18 protein-coding genes are annotated in these 18,394 nt (G+C 37.3%); 2 read left to right on the forward strand and 16 right to left on the reverse strand.

All coding sequences use genetic code 11. The features are described from left to right. Position 1: 1 nt before the first annotated feature. The 4 genes from L323_RS27455 to L323_RS27470 all read right to left on the reverse strand — a co-directional run bounded on the left by L323_RS27455 (position 2) and on the right by L323_RS27470 (position 4,349). Complete coding sequence (locus L323_RS27455) at positions 2–190, reverse strand: hypothetical protein (RefSeq protein ID WP_020814847.1); 189 nt, start codon at positions 188–190, stop codon at positions 2–4. A 119-nt stretch (positions 191–309) separates the two neighbouring features. Further along, a complete protein-coding gene (locus L323_RS27460) occupies positions 310–1,998 on the reverse strand; it encodes a [FeFe] hydrogenase, group A (RefSeq protein WP_020814848.1) in 1,689 nt (562 codons plus the stop codon). Between the two features lie 6 nt (positions 1,999–2,004). Next, the gene (locus L323_RS27465; RefSeq protein ID WP_020814849.1) at positions 2,005–3,876 is read right to left on the reverse strand and encodes an NADH-quinone oxidoreductase subunit NuoF; all 1,872 of its coding nucleotides are present in this window, start codon (positions 3,874–3,876) and stop codon (positions 2,005–2,007) included. Then, positions 3,876–4,349 (reverse strand): complex I 24 kDa subunit family protein, encoded by a 474-nt coding sequence (locus L323_RS27470; protein WP_014314270.1) that lies wholly within the window; start codon positions 4,347–4,349, stop codon positions 3,876–3,878. Before L323_RS27470 ends, L323_RS27465 begins: the two co-directional genes overlap by 1 nt. Before the next feature lie 415 nt (positions 4,350–4,764). Between L323_RS27470 and L323_RS27475 the strand changes: the two genes are divergently transcribed. Beyond that, on the forward strand, positions 4,765–6,561 hold the full coding sequence (locus L323_RS27475; protein WP_020814850.1) for a nitrilase-related carbon-nitrogen hydrolase: 1,797 nt from the start codon (positions 4,765–4,767) through the stop codon (positions 6,559–6,561). 79 nt (positions 6,562–6,640) lie between these two features. Here the strand turns inward: L323_RS27475 and L323_RS27480 are convergent, their stop codons facing one another. Beyond that, complete coding sequence (locus tag L323_RS27480) at positions 6,641–7,738, reverse strand: aldo/keto reductase (protein WP_020814851.1); 1,098 nt, start codon at positions 7,736–7,738, stop codon at positions 6,641–6,643. Between the two features lie 154 nt (positions 7,739–7,892). Beyond that, complete coding sequence (locus tag L323_RS27485; protein ID WP_020814852.1) at positions 7,893–8,639, reverse strand: M48 family metallopeptidase; 747 nt, start codon at positions 8,637–8,639, stop codon at positions 7,893–7,895. Between the two features lie 187 nt (positions 8,640–8,826). Here L323_RS27485 and L323_RS27490 point away from each other — a divergent pair, with 187 nt between their 5' ends. Further along, a complete protein-coding gene (locus L323_RS27490) occupies positions 8,827–9,453 on the forward strand; it encodes a putative ABC transporter permease (protein WP_020814853.1) in 627 nt (208 codons plus the stop codon). Positions 9,454–9,457: 4 nt separating this feature from the next. Here L323_RS27490 and L323_RS27495 read toward each other — a convergent pair whose 3' ends face one another. The 10 genes from L323_RS27495 to L323_RS27535 form a co-directional block, all read right to left on the reverse strand. Next, positions 9,458–9,793 carry an arsenate reductase family protein gene (locus tag L323_RS27495; protein ID WP_020814854.1) on the reverse strand — a complete coding sequence of 112 codons (336 nt, stop codon included), beginning with the start codon at positions 9,791–9,793 and terminating at the stop codon, positions 9,458–9,460. 36 nt (positions 9,794–9,829) lie between these two features. Beyond that, complete coding sequence (locus tag L323_RS27500) at positions 9,830–10,843, reverse strand: protein-glutamate methylesterase/protein-glutamine glutaminase (RefSeq protein ID WP_031341886.1); 1,014 nt, start codon at positions 10,841–10,843, stop codon at positions 9,830–9,832. A 114-nt stretch (positions 10,844–10,957) separates the two neighbouring features. Beyond that, positions 10,958–11,131: a DUF1540 domain-containing protein gene (locus L323_RS40755; RefSeq protein ID WP_004616580.1), complete on the reverse strand. Its 174-nt coding sequence runs from the start codon at positions 11,129–11,131 to the stop codon at positions 10,958–10,960. Positions 11,132–11,217: 86 nt separating this feature from the next. Next, positions 11,218–12,030 carry a CheR family methyltransferase gene (locus L323_RS27505; protein ID WP_020814856.1) on the reverse strand — a complete coding sequence of 271 codons (813 nt, stop codon included), beginning with the start codon at positions 12,028–12,030 and terminating at the stop codon, positions 11,218–11,220. A gap of 26 nt (positions 12,031–12,056) precedes the next feature. Further along, on the reverse strand, positions 12,057–13,760 hold the full coding sequence (locus L323_RS27510; protein ID WP_020814857.1) for a methyl-accepting chemotaxis protein: 1,704 nt from the start codon (positions 13,758–13,760) through the stop codon (positions 12,057–12,059). A 13-nt stretch (positions 13,761–13,773) separates the two neighbouring features. Then, entirely contained in the window at positions 13,774–14,271 is a 498-nt protein-coding gene (locus tag L323_RS27515; protein WP_020814858.1) for a chemotaxis protein CheW, read from the reverse strand. A gap of 26 nt (positions 14,272–14,297) precedes the next feature. Beyond that, the gene (locus L323_RS27520) at positions 14,298–16,295 is read right to left on the reverse strand and encodes a chemotaxis protein CheA (protein WP_020814859.1); all 1,998 of its coding nucleotides are present in this window, start codon (positions 16,293–16,295) and stop codon (positions 14,298–14,300) included. Positions 16,296–16,376: 81 nt separating this feature from the next. After that, a complete protein-coding gene (locus L323_RS27525; protein ID WP_020814860.1) occupies positions 16,377–16,775 on the reverse strand; it encodes a response regulator in 399 nt (132 codons plus the stop codon). Between the two features lie 161 nt (positions 16,776–16,936). Next, positions 16,937–17,581: an MBL fold metallo-hydrolase gene (locus L323_RS27530; RefSeq protein WP_020814861.1), complete on the reverse strand. Its 645-nt coding sequence runs from the start codon at positions 17,579–17,581 to the stop codon at positions 16,937–16,939. Between the two features lie 146 nt (positions 17,582–17,727). Continuing rightward, positions 17,728–18,369 (reverse strand): PilZ domain-containing protein, encoded by a 642-nt coding sequence (locus L323_RS27535; RefSeq protein WP_020814862.1) that lies wholly within the window; start codon positions 18,367–18,369, stop codon positions 17,728–17,730. Positions 18,370–18,394: the final 25 nt, after the last annotated feature.

Here is an 18,394-nt window from a genome sequence, read left to right on the forward strand (position 1 = left end):
TCTATTTACGTCCTGAAAATGCCGGTACCATACCTAAAAACAGCGGGCTTAATTCACAATAGGATTTATTACAGCTGTTACAGCAATACTCCATATCGGTTTTTGCTTCATCAACCATCATTAACTGCATGCAAATGTTAATATCGTTACCTGCTACATCACACAACATATTGTTTTGATTATTCATCATGGTATCCTCCCTTTGCCTTATTGGCTTATAATTGATTTTTTGCTTATTTAATATATGAGATTTTAAAACAGATGAGGCCAAAGAATTTAAACTTTAAGCCACATCTGTAATATTATATTTTAATGTTTTCCGTCTCTGTGAAGAATATGTCTGTTGCTGTTTAGAACGCCGTTATACAAAGCGTCTATAGTCGGATTGTCATCAGAACGTTTTATCGGCAAGGACTTATCTACCTTGTATATACCCCTTGCTCTTAATTTTCTTACGTTTTCATTCTGTGGAATCGGCTGTCCTGCACCGCCTATACACCCTCCCGGGCAAGCCATTACTTCAATAAAGTCGAATTTTTCTTCCCCGCGCTTTATTTTTCTGATAAGTTTTTCAGCATTTTTAAGTCCATGAACTACTCCGATTCTTACGGTTCTGCCGTCAATTTCAGCTGTTGCTTCCTTGACACCTTCCATACCTCTCACTCCTGAATATGAGATACCTTTGAGGGTTGAAGCGTTTCTTTCCTTGTAGTAATAACGAAGTACTGCTTCGGACACACCTCCGCTGACACCGAATATTACACCTGCTCCGCTGGTAAATCCGAAAGGCATATCAATGGCTTCGTCTTCAAGCTCATTAAACACAATGCCGTTTTCCTGTATCATAATTGCCAGTTCCTGTGTAGTTATGACCATATCTACCTGTCTTTCACCGTTTATTGTATTTTCAGGTCTTGAAGCTTCATATTTCTTAGCGGTACAAGGCATTATGGCAATAACAATGTTTTCTCTTTCGTCGGTAGAATGTTCCTTTTTAAACTGTTCCTTTATAACCGCACCGAACATCTGCTGTGGAGACAGGCAAGACGACACATTTTCCATAAGTTCAGGATGCTTTTGCTCTGCGTATTTGAACCAAGCAGGACAACATGAGCTGAACAAAGGCAGCTTTTCCTTTCTCTGAATCCTGTCCATGAGTTCTTCCGCTTCCTCTATAACAGTCAGGTCGGCACCAACAGCTGTGTCAAACACCTGATCAAATCCAAGCTTCCTGAGTGCAGCAACAATTTTACCCATTGATATCTCACCGGGTTGAAGTCCGAAATCTTCTCCGATTGCAACGCGTACGGCAGGTGCTATCTGAGCTATTACACGCTTGTTTTTGTTCTGAAGTGCCTCATAAGCCCTGTCAATATCTTTCTTTATCATTAATGCTCCGGTAGGACAAACAACCCTGCACTGACCGCAATTAACGCAATCCACTTCCTGCAATGATTTATTAAAGGCAGTTGTCACCTGAAGATTTGATCCTCTATAAGCAAAGTCCAGTACCCCAACACCTTGAATTTCCTGACATGCTCTTACACAGTCTCCGCAAAGTATACACTTATTTGGATTTCTGATTATTGATGGTCCAAGGTCATCTATAGGCATTTCCTTCTTTTCCTGTCCGAACCTTACTTTCTTTACTCCTACCTTTAAAGCTATTTCCTGCAGCTTGCATCTTCCGCTCTTTTCACAAGTTGTACAATCTCTGTCATGATTGGCAAGTAGAAGCTCCAATATCATTTTTCTGTGCTTTTTGAGCTTATCTGTATTTGTCCATACCTCCATTCCATCCTTTGGAGGCGTTGAACATGAGGTTATTGTACTGCCCCATTTATCCTCAACCATACACATTCTGCACGCACCGTAAACACTGAGTTCTGAGTGGTAGCAGAAGGTCGGAAGCTCAATACCTGCTTTTCTGATTACTGCCAGTATATTTTTTTCATCTGTATATTCAACCAGCTGTCCGTCAATTATCATAGTTCCCATTGTTATTTACGCCTCCTTTATTGCTGTAAATGGACATGCTTCAAGACAGGCACCGCACTTGATACATTTTGACTGATTAATTGTATACGGTTCCTTAACTTTTCCTTCGATTGCCTGAACAGGACATATTCTGGCACATTTGCTGCAGCCCTTGCATTTTTCCTTTTCTATCACTATAGAAGCCAAAGCTTTACAGGTATGTGTTTTGCACTTCTTATCTATAACGTGTTCCAAGTATTCATCCCTGAAATATTTCAATGTACTTACGACAGGGCTTGCAGCTGACTTACCCAATCCACATAACGCCGTGCTGCTTATGGTGTCTGCCAGTTCCTCAAGTAAATCAAGGTCTTCTTTGGTACCTTTTCCGTTTACTATCTTTTCAAGAATTTCAAGCATTCTCTTGGTTCCTTCACGGCATGGCACGCATTTTCCGCAGGATTCGTTTTGTGTAAAGTTCATGAAGAACCTTGCTACTTCAACCATACAGGTGTCTTCATCCATTACAACGAGTCCGCCTGAACCTATCATTGCTCCTACTTTTTTTAGGGAATCAAAGTCCAATGGTAATTCTAGGTGTTCCTCTGTGAGACATCCTCCAGAGGGACCTCCTATCTGAACTGCCTTAAATTTTTTGTCGTCCTTGATACCGCCACCGATATCAAATATTACTTCCCGCAGGGTTGTTCCCATTGGAACTTCTATCAAACCTGTATTGTTAACGTTTCCAGTTATGGCAAAGGCTTTTGTTCCCGGACTGTTTTCAGGCCCGATGCCTTTGTACCATCCACTGCCGTTATTTATAATTAAAGGAACGTTTGCATATGTTTCTACATTATTAAGTACTGTAGGCTTTTCCCAAAGTCCTTTTTCCACCGTTCTTGGAGGTTTTACCCTTGGCATTCCTCTTTCGCCTTCAATTGAAGCGGTTAATGCGCTACCTTCTCCGCATACGAAAGCTCCTGCACCTTTGTTTATGTTTATATCAAATGAAAATCCGGAATTTAGTATGTTCTCACCCAACATTCCGTGCTTTCTTGCATCTTCAATAGCTATCCTTAGTCTTTCAACTGCCAGAGGATATTCTGCTCTAACATATATATATCCGGCAGTACTTTTGGTTGCATATCCGGCAATAGTCATACCTTCGATTACACCGTGAGGATCGCCCTCCATAATACTTCTGTCCATGAAAGCTCCGGGGTCACCTTCGTCTCCGTTACAGACAACGTATTTTATTTCGCTGTCCTGCTTTAATACCTGCTGCCATTTTCTTCCTGCAGGATAACCTCCGCCCCCTCTTCCTCTGAGGTTGGAATCCAGTATGGACTGACATACTTCCTGGGGTTCCATTTCAAACAATACTTTGCTCAGGGCCTGATAACCGCCCTTTGCAACATATTCTGCAAAGGATTCGGCATTGATGCTTCCGCAGTTTTTCAGAACCATTCTTGTCTGCTTTTTATAGAAAGGTATGTCCTCCTGTGCCTTATACACCTTGTCTTCAGCCGTATACATAAGTCTTTCAACAGCTTCGTTGTTTATAAGGGTTTTGCTTACGATTTCTTCACAATCTTCTATCTGAACTCTCAAGTACAAGTAGTTTTCAGGTTCTATTCTTACTAAGGGCCCCATTTCGCAAAAACCGTGGCAGCCGCTCTTTTTAACTCCTATGCCTTCTTTTTCATAATCCAGTTCAAGATCAACCAGAAGGCCTTTTTCACTTATAAGCTCTTTGATTCTGTTGTATATCTCTAATGATCCGCCGGCTACACAACCTGTTCCCGCACACACCAGAACCTTCTTTTTTTGTTTATCCATTGCCTGTGCCGACCTGTCAGAAAAGGCTTTAAATTCTTGCAAATTATTAATTTTCATTATCCTTCACTCCTCAAAGTCTTTATTAATTCTATTGTTGAATCCGGCGTCATTTTAGCGTGTACCTTATCATTTATTGTAATAACCGGTGCAAGTCCGCATGCTCCCAGACAGGAAACTGTTTCAACTGTAAACAGCTTGTCATCTGTTGTGTGCTTGCTTTCAGAGAGGCCCAGTTCTTTTCTCATTGCATTTAATATAGGAATTGATTTTCTTACATGACAAGCTGTACCGTCACATACTTTTATAATGTATTTTCCCTTAGGCACCAAAGAAAAGTTTTCGTAAAACGTAGCTACACTGAATATCTTTGAGAGATTAATCTCCAGCTTTTCAGCTACATAATTCAAAACATCCTCGGGCAAATATTTGTATTCGTTCTGGATTTCCTGTAAAACTGCTATCAGGTGCGATTTATTGTTGTCATACTTGTTTAAAATCCCGTCAACCAGACTGCATTTGCAATCATCCATTTTGTTTTCCCTCCTCAAGTACTTGTAAAGTGCATTCACTTATCAGCTATCATTGTTATTTTTTTGACAATTTAATTCTAGCCAGAGGAATACCTTCTGCCAATGTTTATATAGAAATACAATGTCTGAAACCCAGTTATAGATAAGGTTTTTGGAATTTATTTCTAGCAATTGTAAGGATAATTCGTTAAAAGGAAACAAAAAATCAGCATATTGCAATGTTTAATTATTGCAATGTGCTGATTTTACTAATTGTGTTTACAGTTATATCCATATGGTATTAAATTAAGTATTGATTCGTCCAAAAATGATTATTCTTTAAGATGCATATAAAAGCTCATTCCTCGGAGTATTGCAATATGTAAAATTTTATAATAATATACAATTAATTCAAGTTAATAAGGAGGATGAAAGCATGAAAAACGTAAGAAGACTACTAAGTATTATCCTTATCCTATTAATCATTTTAGCCCCTACCATTGCCAGTGCAAATTCAAATGACTTCACTGTTAAATCAAAAGTAGCCCTTCTTCATTTTAACCCGGAACTCGGGAATGTTGAAAGTAATGTGAATAAACACAAAGAACTAACTCACGAAGCTCTGGAAAATGGTGCAAATATTGTAGTTACACCAGAATTCTCAACTACCGGATATTGCATTACAAAACAGCAGTCACTGGATGGCCTTGGTTTTAGATATCCTTATCCGGAGCTGGATGAAATCAGAGATCTTGCAATTGCATATAAAGCATATGTTATTATTGCTATAGTTGAAATTTCATCTGACTCAAAGGTTTATAACACAGTAGTAACCTTCGGGCCTCAGGGATTGATCCGAACCCAGGACAAACGTTCAATACCTTTGTGGCATGAAAGCGGAAAAATACCCTTTGATGTTATTCCAACTCCATATGGTGATCTGGGCACCCTGATATGTGCCGATACCTACAGTCCTGACTGGACCCGTATTCTAGCATTGAAGGGTGCTGACATTATATTGACACCTGCCAACTGGTGGGGTCGCGACAATCAGGAACAAACCTGGCAGATCAGAGCCAAAGAAAATGGAGTTTGGCTGCTTGTAGCTAACCGATGGGGTTATGAGTACGATACTCAATACGGATATGAATGCTATATGAATGATGCTCCATCAGTAGCAATAAATCCTGATGGCAATATTCTTCAGTTACATAGAGCTGAAGATGATTTGGAACCCAAAGACACTATACTCTATCAGGATGTAACTGTTCCGAAATACAGAATTGGGACTAAAACAAACCTTACATATTCAGTAATGGAACGTGCCCCAAGTGCTTATACCGGAATAGACTCCGGCTACTATGGCAAAAATGCTGGTTACCCACAGGTACCCGGTTTACCTGCACCCGGTGATATAAAAATTGCAAGTCTAGCCTACAAACCATCTTTTAGTGGACAGAAAAACATTTCAACCATCCAAGGCTTATGGGCACAGAAAACCGCTGACGTGGTCGTACTTCCAGGTCTGGGAGTTACCAATGAACCCATTAATTCAGGCAACACTGGCTGGAACACCGCTTCACCATGGAGTGCCCTACAGAACTTCGTAGAGAGTAATTCCATTTCTTTGCTAGTAACCACTGTCAATGAGCGGACAGGCAATGATTTTCACCAGTCTCTGCTATTAATTGAGCCCGGTAAAGCCCCTCGTCTTATACCACAGATCCATGACGGTCTCAATTTCAAAGGAAGCGGCAATTCACCTGTTGTACTTGACCTGCTGAGTGCAAGAATAGGTATTCTTACGGGGCATGATGCATTGTTCCCTGAAACTGTAACAAGTCTTGCCAAATCAGGTATAGACCTGCTGATTATTTCTTCAACTGCAGGGACAGGAATTAACTATAATAATATTTTGAACATTAACTACCTATGGGATATAAACTCACTGAAAACCTTATGGAAGGTCAGAACCAATGAGACATTCCATCTTGCGGCATCTGACTGGACAGGCAACGGAATGCTAATTAAGAACAGTGGATATATTGAGGATTTGAAAGAAACTACAGATACGAATCCTGTTGAAGTAATGACTGTAAATACCGGAAGTGTACGCTATAAATACCTAAACGATTATTACCAGTATGATATTAGTACACTGACAGCCCCCAATACAAACTTAGAGAACAATATACTTCCATTAATTCCGTCCTGTAAGAGTGTTACACCTTAAACCTATAAAAGAAGCCAGGCTGCCATGAATTTAATTTCCATATGCAGTCTGGCTTTTATACTCCTTTATTTAAGCTCTTTTATTTACTTGCATCCTCAAATGCACCAATCTCTTTCAACCTGCTTATTATTGGCAGGTGCTGTGTACATTTTCCTTCGCATAAACCGCATTCTATACAGTTGTTAACATCCTCCTGCTTGATTCCCCAGTGGCCTTTCAGGTTATTAAGAACGTCTTCGGTATTTCCTAGAATATGACTGTTGTAGGAAAGCATATATTTTGATACAGGGATTTCCTTAGGACAGTACTCGCAATAACGGCAGCCTGTACAAAGCTTATCCATGGAATTAAAGAGCCTTCCTTCTATTTCTTTCAACTTGGTTTGCTCAAGTTTAACCAGGTTATCGCCAACCTTACAGTTTTGAATTACCTCTTCAATACTTCCCATTCCGGCTAATACGGTGGTTATTTCATCATGGGAAGCATTAAATCTTAATGCAGCATCAACTACGTTTTTATCGTCTTCACTTTTGATAAAATCAAAATAATCAGCCTTTTGAGGAATCAGTCCTCCTCCGAGAGGATTCATTGTGGCAATACCAAGTCCCTTTTTATATGCAGCTTCCAAACCCTTTTGCCTGAACGGGAAGTTAAGTATATTGTAACCGACTGTCATTCCTTCGAAACAGCCTTCATTTACTATTGTTTCAATCTCATCCCCTGTGCAATGGGTAGAAAATACAATATGCTCTATAAGTCCTTCTTCCTTTGCCTTTAAGGCAGCCTCATAAGCACCGCCTTTTACCATCCTGCTTCTGTAGTCATCCAGGCTTAGAATACACCATATATGGAAAAAATTAATTTTTTCAAGATTCATTCTCTTTAAAGATGTCTCCAGCTGCTCACGCAGTTTTGAGCCATCCTTCCGGCTGCTTTTTGTAGAAACATAGAATGGTTTCTTCATGTTTTTAAAGGCATTGGACATAATAAATTCGCTATGGTCATCGTTATACCCCGGTGCAGTGTCAAAATAATTCACACCAAGTTCGTTTGCACGTACTACTATCTCTGAACATTTATCATAGTCATAACTATCTCCGGTTTTTGGAAACCTCATACCTCCAAATCCTATTGCTGATATATCCTTGCCTGTGTTACCGTATTTTTTGTAAATCATTCTATAATACCTCCGGGTTTCCCAATTATATACATTACCTTTATACATTATTTATATATATTAATTTAAGTAGTATTACGTTAAAATTATACTTTTATAAAACTAAATTTCAATGTACATTCTTATCTTTTTTACATGTAATTTTATAATATTTTTACTCAATGGATAAATTACAGCCATTTTCCTTCAACCATTTTCTGTAAACTTTATAATCCGGCATAACAGCTTCAACAAGTCCCCAAAAATTCCCCGAATGGTTCATTTCTTTCATGTGACAGAGTTCATGTATTACTACATAGTCAAGTACCGGTAAAGGAGACATAATAAGTTTCCAATTAAGATTAATATTGCCTTTTGAACTACAGCTTCCCCACCTTGTTTTTTGCTCTTTAATAGCCACCTTTTTAGGTGATAAACCAATCAATGACGAGTATATTCTGATTCTTTCAACCAGAAGCTCTCCGGCTTTTGATTTATACCAGTTTTTTAGGAAAGATTTAATTTTGTCCTTGTCTTCAGTTTCAGATATCTCCAAAACCATTAGTTCCTCTTCAAAGCGTACTTTTGGTTTTTGGGTAATATTATTTTCAACAAGTTTAAGCTTGTATGGTTTACCCAGATAATAAAACAAATCACCGTTATTAAAGGATTTTTTTATTATAGCAGAGGGTTTCTCTCTGATTTCATCCAACTTTTGTACAATCCACCTCTCTTTTTCAAACAGAAGTTTCTCAATGTATACAAACGGAGTTTGTAACGGACAACTTACAATAACCTGTCCGGTATTTGTTATCATAATGGAAATCGTACTTCTGCTGCTTCTTTTGAGGTTATATTCCAGTTCTGTTCCGTCGAGGTTAATCCGTGACAATGTTTCTACAGTTTTTTGAGATTTTTTCAATTTAATTTATCCTCCGCAAGCATAAATAACTGTATCCCGATATTAGCAAAGCATATCCGTAATGTCAATTAACAAAATTTTATATTGAAATATTATTAAATGACTTTGAATACACATATAAAAGTAACGCTATTTGTTTGAATTTCATAGCATGATATTAAACAAAGCCAATAAGAGAGTTGCATATATGAACTATAACCTATCAAAAAATATGACAAGGGTCTATGATGTATTTCTATGCTTTATTATATATTCTTTCTGCGGTTGGTTAATGGAAACAGTGTATTTATCCGTTTATCACTGGCAGTTTATAAAAAGAGGGTTTCTCATAAGCCCTTTATGCGGGATTTATGGAGTGGGTACAATTTTGGTTGTACTTCTTCTTGAAAAATTTAAATCCCGCCCCGTACTTGTATTTTTTGGTGCAATACTTATTACTACTGTTCTGGAGCTTATTACAGGATTGCTCCTTCAAAATGTTCTGAAATGTGAACTATGGAATTACAGCGGGGATTCTTTAAATTTTCTTGGAATAATATGCTTAAGGAATACTCTGATTTGGGGAATAATGTCCCTTATAGCGGTTTATAGCATCCATCCTGTAGTAATAAGGAAAATAAAAGTACTTTCACTTCGTACCAAGGCATTAATCAGCAATATATGCTTTGTATGGATTTCGGCAGACTTATGCATTTCCATCTTTACAAGCCTCCACGGCATAAATAATATTCACTGGGTTTCCGGCTTGGTGTTCCACAGGCTCAAGGACATAGGCAGTATAACCGTAAAGGTAGTTTATTATATAAGTCATTGATATTCTATTCCCATTGAATCCATATATCAGGCTGATAACCCACTGTTGCGTGTTTTCCGTTTCTTACTATGGGACTGTTAAAGAGCTTTGGGTTTTTTAAAAGAACCTCTTGTGCAACTTTGCCTACTCCTAGATTTCTCATATTGAGTTTTTCGTATTCCTTTGATTCTGTATTTATCAAATTACTTATACCGACAGCTGCTTTTACACTTTCGAATTCACCTTTGCTCATTCCATACTTAAAGAGATCTATATACTGGTAGCTGATTTTCCGCTCTTTGAAATATCTCTCTGTTTTCTGTGTATCAAACCCTTTGGCCCCATAAATCTGTATATTCATAAAACTCCTTTTCAACTGACCGTTTATAATAATCTTTTATTTTAACATTGAGAACAGTATCTTGGGTATATTCTCAAGAGATGTCTGCTTTTCCACTGCTCCAATTTCATATGCAACTCTTGGCATACCGTAAACAACAGAGGACTTCTCATCCTGTCCAATGGTCCTTGCGCCTTTTTCTCTCATAGCCAGTAGTCCCTTGGCTCCGTCAGAACCCATTCCCGTTAATATGACTCCAACTGCATTGTTCCCGGCTTCCTTTGCTACCGATTCAAAAAGTACATCGACAGAAGGACAATGTCCATTAACCTTTTCACTCTGAAATACTTCAACCCTGTAACGTTCTCCTGTTTTTCTGACTCTCATATGGTAGTCACCGGGTGCAACAAGTACTTTTCCTTCTTCAACATAGTCACCGTTATTAGCCTCTCTAACTCTTAATCCGGTTTGATTATTGAGTCTTTCGGCAAACATACGGGAAAACATTGGGGGTATATGTTGAACTATAACTATACCAGGAATGTTCTGCGGTAACTGTTTAAGAATGTTGAAAACAGCCTCAGTTCCTCCTGTTGATGCACCTATTGCAATAATTTTACTGCTGTCAAATTTCATATCCGAGTATACAGTTTCACCTATAATTCTGATTCTTTCCGGAAGTTTGGATTTTTTGGCTGTTTTTACTTTAGTTATCAATTCGTTTATAAATTCTTCTACGCTTTTGGATATTTGCATTTCCGGCTTCAGTATAAAATCTACTGCTCCTGCTTTTATTGCATCGAACACAGCTTCACTGATAGAACTTACAACAATAATAGGAATCATATGCTGTGGTAAAAGCCTGCTTATAAACTCAATACCATTCATTTTAGGCATTTCAATGTCGCATATCATAACATCGGGGTCATACTCTTCTATTTTGTCCCTGGCATCAAAGGGATCAACTGCCTTTGCAACTACTTCTATTTCCGGGTCCAGAGTTATCCCTCTTGAAATTACTTCACGAAACAATAAACTGTCGTCAACTACCAGCACTTTGATTTTTTTCATATCATATAACCCTTCCTGTATATTCATATGGTTAGCCTGCTCTACATTAAAACACCATACCCCTGTCTTAAAGAGGTATGGCGTTTTTTGAGTCTAATATTTAAATCCGATAGCTCACTGGTTTTCAGGTAAAAATGTAGCACAATCTGTTTCCTGAGTGTCTCTTGCATTTCTAGGCTGAACTTCTATCTGTTCAGCAGTGCAGTGATCACCATTCATATAATAGTGACATGTATTAACAATGCATTTTATACCAGTATTAGGCTGACTCATTTTTTTAACAGACATTGTGTATTCCTCCTTTGAAATTGACTTTCCTAAAGTATTATTTGCACAAATTCTGTTTTAATTCACTTCAGCAGAATTTGCATAATCTACTCTTTTATATACAAAGAAGGCATAACATATCTGAAACCTGTTTTCTCACGGCTAATCGACTCAGAATGACCTATAAATAAGTATCCGCCATACTCCAATATATCATAAAATTTATTAATAAGTGTATTTTTTGTGATATTATCAAAATAAATCATAACATTTCTACAAAAAATCACATGAAATTTTTTCTTAAAAGGAAAACTATCCATCAGGTTGAACTTTCGAAATATGACATCCTCCTTTATTAGATCTTTTACCATTGAACTCCGGCTGTTATATTTTTTAAAATAATTTGTTCTCCAGCACACCGGAAGCTGAAGAAGCTCCTCATCATTATATATGCCGGTTGCAGCAGTTTCCAGTACTTTTTGTGATATATCTGTAGCCAGAATTTTAGTATCCCAATATGCTTTTTCATTTCCCAAACAATCACGGTTTATCATTGCCAAAGTATAGGGTTCCTCGCCTGTGGAGCATCCCGCACTCCATATCCTTAAATCCTTATTTCTTACATTCTGCACCAGATATGGCAGTACATTGTTTTTGTAATATTCGAAGTGTTCAGCCTCTCTCATAAAAAATGTATGGTTTGTTGTAATCCTATCAATTAGTATTTGTTCTGAGTTCTCCGTTCTGTCGCTGGTAACATGCGTGAAATAATCAGTAAAGTTATCAATATCCAATGAATTTAAGACATTCTGAAGTCTCCCCATTACAAGAACCCGTTTCTCCGGCTTCAAATGGATACCATATTTATGTTCAATATACTCCGATATCTGTTTAAATTCCTTTTCAGTAATAGAAATCATTTAAATTTCCCACCAGACTGTATAATTTAATATTTGCCGAATTCCTTGTCGCTTAAATCTATTGTTTTATTTCTTACATTCTGGGTGGTATTTCTGCTTTTTTCACTCATTTTATTAAGAATTTTCAGTATTTCCGGGTTAATTTCACCGTCTCCTCTGAAGTTGTCTGTTGAACGTACAGCTTTCTTAAGTGTGAACCTTTCTACCTGTTCACTCAAAAGCTCTGCCTGACTGGAAAGCTCCTCACTTGCAGCAGCACTTTCCTCAGAGGTTGCTGAGTTAGCCTGGATTACCTGAGAAACCTGCATAATGCCCTGGTTTATTTGTTCAATTCCCGCAGCCTGCTCATTTGATGCTTCCGCAATATTACCTACGAGGTCAGCAGCCTTTGCAACACCATCCACAATCAGTCCAAGAGCTTCTGCAGTCTCATTTGCTATCTTTGTTCCTCCTTCTACCTTACGTATTGAACCTTCAATCATATCGGTAGTTTCCTTTGCGGCATTTGCGGAACGAGCAGCCAGATTTCTAACCTCCTCTGCAACTACAGCAAAACCTTTTCCGTGTTGTCCTGCTCTTGCTGCCTCAACAGCTGCATTAAGGGCAAGAATGTTTGTCTGAAATGCAATCTCGTCTATTACCTTAATTATCTTTGAAATATTACTTGATGAATCATTAATCTCATCCATTGCACTGAGCATTTCCTTCATATGCTTGTTGCCCTTTAAAGCTATTGTTTTTACATTTTCCGCAAGACTGCTGGCTTGTGTTGCATTTTCAGCATTTAATCTCGTTTGGGCTGATATTTCTTCGAGGGATGCAGTTAGTTCTTCTATAGAGCTTGCCTGTTCAGTGGCTCCCTGAGAAAGTGCCACACTGGAATCAGATACCTGTCTGGAGCCTGAGGATACCTGTTCAGCCGCAGCACTGATGCTGGATATGACATCGTTCAAATTATCCGACATCCTTTTAAAGGCTGAAGCAAGCATTCCTATCTCATCTTTAGAATTTTCCTTAACATCCACGTTCAAATCACCGTCTGCAATTTTTTTGGCAGCAATGACAAGCTTATTAACGGGAACACTTATTATTCTGGAAATGAAAATTCCCAGAAGTATTGCTGCAATCACCGCTATCATCACAACCGCAAGCATCATGTAAACAGTAGTGTCCGTATCTCGGGAGTATTCTTCAGATCTCTCCACTCCACCTTTTTCCTTTAAGTCAAATAACTCATCTATGTACTGTTTTGCTAATTTTGCAGGTTCCGTTCCTTCTTTATAAAATAGTGTCAGGGCTTCATCATTCTGTCCTGCAATTGCCATATTTATTACCTTGTCCCTGATTTCATTGTACTTGTTTAGATTCTCATTAAGTGCTGTATATGCTTTTTGCGCTTCCTCAGTTTGCAATGAATCATACAGCTCTTTAAGGTTTAGTTGGACATCCTTATCCAGATCCTTAATCTGGTTACTGTAGTTTTTCTTATCTTCAACACTATTACTAAGCAATATATCTCTGGTTACTGCCCGGATGCTGTTAAAGTCTGTACTGGCCTTTCCTATATTAGCGGTAGCTATACCGAAGTTTTTATAAAGTTCTGTATAGTTTTTATCTACCTGTTTTATATTGATTATACCCACAACTCCTACTACTCCTGCCAATAGTGCAACAATTATAAATGTTGATACAAGCTTTGTACCTATTTTCAAGTTGTTAAACCATTTCATTGTGAAAGGCCCCCTAATTATTAAAATTTATTAACATTTCTACGTCATTCTCATTCAACAATTTCTCACAATCCAGCAGCATTTTAACATCATTATCTACTTTCCCTATACCTTTTATAAATCTGTTACCTGTTTTTTTAATATCCGGAGGCGGAACTATATCCGATTCCGGTATTGTTATTACTTCAGATACACTATCTACAATCAGTCCTGCCGAGAGATCGTCAATATCGATGACAATAACACAAGTCCGGTCGTTATACTCCTTGAAAGGTTTTTTGAACCTTAGTCTTACGTCCATTACCGGAATTATCTTTCCTCTTAGATTAATAATCCCCCTGATGTACTCTGGAAGCTCCGGAACCTCAGTTATTGGCTGTATTCCTATGATTTCCGTTACATGCCTTATTTCCATTCCGTAGAATTCCTTTCCCAACATAAATGTAAGAAATTTGTCTTTTTGAGTATCTTCATCCTGTTCGTCTATTTCCTGACCTACTGCATTTTCCATAATCACAGCTCCTTTTTATTAAGATATTATATTTTATTTGTCAAAATAAGTCGGGATACGTCAAATATAAGACTTATATTGCCGTCACCAAGCAAAGTGCATCCTGCAAAATCAGAGTTTTGGTATATTTTCTTAATATATGGAGGCAGTGTTTTAACGACCACCTGCTGCTGACCCAGCAATTCATCAGCAAAGATACATATGGATTTTTCGTCCTGTTCCACCATTAACAATATTCCACGGTCAAATTCGGTTATTTCTGTTTTTATTTTATAAATGCGGTGAAGCCTGTATACCGGATAACATATTCCTCTTACCATTATCATCTCATTCTCGTCAGGGTCGGTTATTAAATCTTTTTTAACCGGTCTGAAAGACTCTTTGATAGCTGTCGTAGGAATAGTAAACCTTGAATTGCCTACCTTTATGTTCATACCATCAATAATAGCCAGCGTAAGGGGAATTTTCAGCGTAATTACGGTACCTTTCCCTTCGGTACTGTCAACAGACACACTTCCTCCGACTGCTTCAATACTCTTTGCAACTACGTCCATTCCCACGCCTCTGCCTGAAAATTCAGTGATGTTGTTGTTTGTAGTAAATCCTGGAAGAAAAATCAAATTGTATATTTCCTTATCCAGCATTTCATTTTCAGGCTTATGTATAAGACCATGTTCTCTTGCTTTATTCATAATTGAATTTTTATCAAGGCCCTGTCCGTCGTCTTTCACCATAATCAATACATCACTACCTGAATTTTTCGCCTCGAGGGTTAGAGTACCACGTTCTGTTTTTCCTGATGCCAATCTTTCTTTGGTTGTTTCTATTCCGTGGTCTATGGAATTTCTTATGAGATGCATTAAGGGGTCGGATATATGCTCAATAATGTTTTTATCAACTTCAGTGTCTTCTCCGATTAAAACCAGTTCCACCTTTTTATCAAGCTTTTTGCACATATCACGTACAAGTCTGTGCATTTTATGAAAGGAAGTTGCCAAAGGCACCATTCTTATAGACATTACCATTTGTTGAATTTCATTATGTATTTTTCTCATTTGTCGCGCTGCCTTGTAAAAATCCGGCAGTTCTAGATTTTTTAAATCAGGATTTTGAGTAACCATGGCTTCGGCAATAACCATTTCCCCAACAAGGTCCATAAGAGTATCAAGTTTTGAGACACTGACACTTATCATACTTTGATGTGTATTGGTACATGTTTTCATACCTTCTTGGGATTTGTTATTTGCCCCCTCATGTTTTCCGCAGTCCTGACTATTATTGTGAACCAGTTCCAAATCCTTCAGAAAAATTATTTGACTGAAAAAATCGTGCAATTCTTCATATGTCTTATCTGAATTAAAGAATATTTTGAAACCGTTTTTTTGTATGATGTTGGAGCTGTTATCATCATCTATGATGTCTTCCGGTATATAGTAAAAATCCTCTGTGATCTGCTTTAGATTATGAATAACCGAATATGCACGGATATTCTCCATTTCACAGCCATCCTCAAATCGGATTACCGCCTGAAATTCTTTTGGGGAAGTGCTTACTAAAGCATTTTCCTGCTTTGTACAAACACTATTTTGATTTAATGATTCTTTAACTTTACTGTCCCTTTTTATGTAACTTAAAAGGTCTCTTATACTCGCTATAAGATTATCTGCTTTACCATCAGCAATATCGTTTCTTTTGATTTTTTGCAGCTCAACCTTGATAAAATCCACACCATCCAGAACTATATCAGAAATAGCAGAAAAATTAATATATTGTTTTTTTTCTTCACGGATAAAGAAGAACAAATCCTCAAGGGCATGTGCCAAAGTGGATATCTGATTAAATAACATCATGGCCGAAGAACCTTTGATGGTGTGCATTATTCGAAATATTTCGTTTACAGTTTCACAAGTATAATTACCGGCTTTTTCACTTACAATAATAATATTTTCAAGCTGTTCTATAAGCTGATCTGTCTCATACAAATATATCTCAAGCATTGGTTCATTACTGGGTTGCTCTGACATAATGTACCTCCACCCGCAATAACGGGTACAATTAATGATTTATACTCTTTGGTAAAATAAAATGAACAAAAAAAAGAAAAGTTACGAATCAGCAATTTTTCTTAATGTGTTTATAACATGCTCGTCTTTATATGGCTTAACAATAAAACTTTTAGCTCCATATAATATGGACTCTCTTACCTGTGCTTCCTGTCCCATTGCAGAAACCATTACAACCTTTGCATTTGCATTGATTTCCCTTATGGCTTTTAAAGCCTGCAAACCATCCATTTCCGGCATTGTAATATCCATTGTTACTACATCGGGCATAAATTCCCTGTACTTGTTAATAGCTGTAAGACCATTGTCAGCCTCACCTACTACTTCAAAATTATTTCTTTCAAGTAATAGTCTTAATGAAGTACGCATAAAAACAGTATCATCAACAACAAGAACCTTTTTTCCCATTTTATGTATCCTTTCATTGAAGGCGAAATTCATAAACGAATTCCGCCTAATATATAAGTTATTATTTGTTTGCATAATTAGTTTACCGTTGAATTTATAAGGTTTACTAAATTTAACTTATGTTTACAAATATATTATAAATTTATCCAATATTTATGTCAACTATTGACTTTTTAAGAAAAGATATAAATCTTTTAGAAAATTTTCAGGCATGGCCCGTGACCAGGCATCAGATACTTTAACCGCAAGGCTGAAATGTCTTTTTTTAGCCGTTCAAGAGCTTCCTGAGACGGCACCTTCTGCAGGTTAATATTTTGTATCTCTTCATATATTTTTGAATCCTCCATGGGCTTTTGGATTTTACCGGTTCTGGTAAATATATCACTGCTGTACAGTATTCCCTGATTTGTCTCGAACACCATTAAACCTTCCCAAAGATGCATTTCAGAAGGGTATGATATGAATTCAAACAAGCTGTCTCCAATTTTCATCTTGTCCTGAGGATTAACAACCGCAATATTGGTAGTAATGCCAAAGCCCATCAGTTGTCTTGCCGTTATCTGAGAGCATACAGCTTTTATTTCGGGATAGTAATTTTTTAAAAGTGACAGACCACCGCACTCATCTGATTCAAAATGTGAAATAAACACATATTCCAAAGGGCGACTGCCCAACACTTCCTTGATTTTTGGAAGTAACACTTCAGTCCGGTCTATGGCGCCTGTATGAATTAGCATTGGAATTGGAGTTAAAACAAGAAACTGATTGAAAGATAAATCAATTGCATCAATATAACTATTAAAAAGGTATACATTATCCATTACTCTGTATTCTTTCATAATAATCTCCCGTTTGGTTACATATTTTTTATGAATTTATTGTTAGTGTACATAAATTCATTAAAAAATATTGGTATAAACTATTTCCAATACCAATATCCAATAAATCTGTTCCAATAAATATCCTTAGTTATTTTTCTTACAAACTAAAATTTAAAACTTGCACTTAGCAAATGCCTGTACATAATCTCTTTTTCACTGAGTATAAAAGACGTTAATTGATTCTGTGTCGCATACATAGAATTTTTATCCCTGTGCGTCAGCTGTATACCATACTCACATCTTCCGAAGTTAACGGTTTTTCTGACTATGGTTGCATCATATTTAATAACACTATTGCTAAGGAAGGCACTAATCTCAACCTCATCGTCTTTATTAAACTCATCATTAGAATATATGCACATGCCGGCATAGCTGAAATCCTTTATACAAACGGGTTCTCTTTTGCTGGAATTTGCAAGCTTAATTTCACCGGTCAGTGAAGTAGGGAATCTCTCGTATTGCCTTCTTTCAGTTTCAAAAGCTATATTTTCAGGATTATTTGCGTGGATTATGTATTCTTCTTCTTTAGGTATGGCACCTACTATATTGCCGCCACTTAGATAAAGAGATTCGTCACTATTAAGAAAGCCAATAAGCACTGGGTCTCCCTTTAGAATTTCAGCACCACTTTTTTCATCTTCACATAACTTAACAGTGAATACTTTTTGGGTATCACCGCTCACAACAGTACAGTGCATAGGTTTGACTTTATTATAATGTCTTAATACCAAGTTCAACTTTTCCATACTATCCTCCAGTACAAAAATACAT

The sequence above is a fragment of the Ruminiclostridium papyrosolvens C7 genome (assembly GCF_000421965.1).
GTDB lineage: Bacteria > Bacillota > Clostridia > Acetivibrionales > DSM-1351 > Ruminiclostridium > Ruminiclostridium papyrosolvens_A.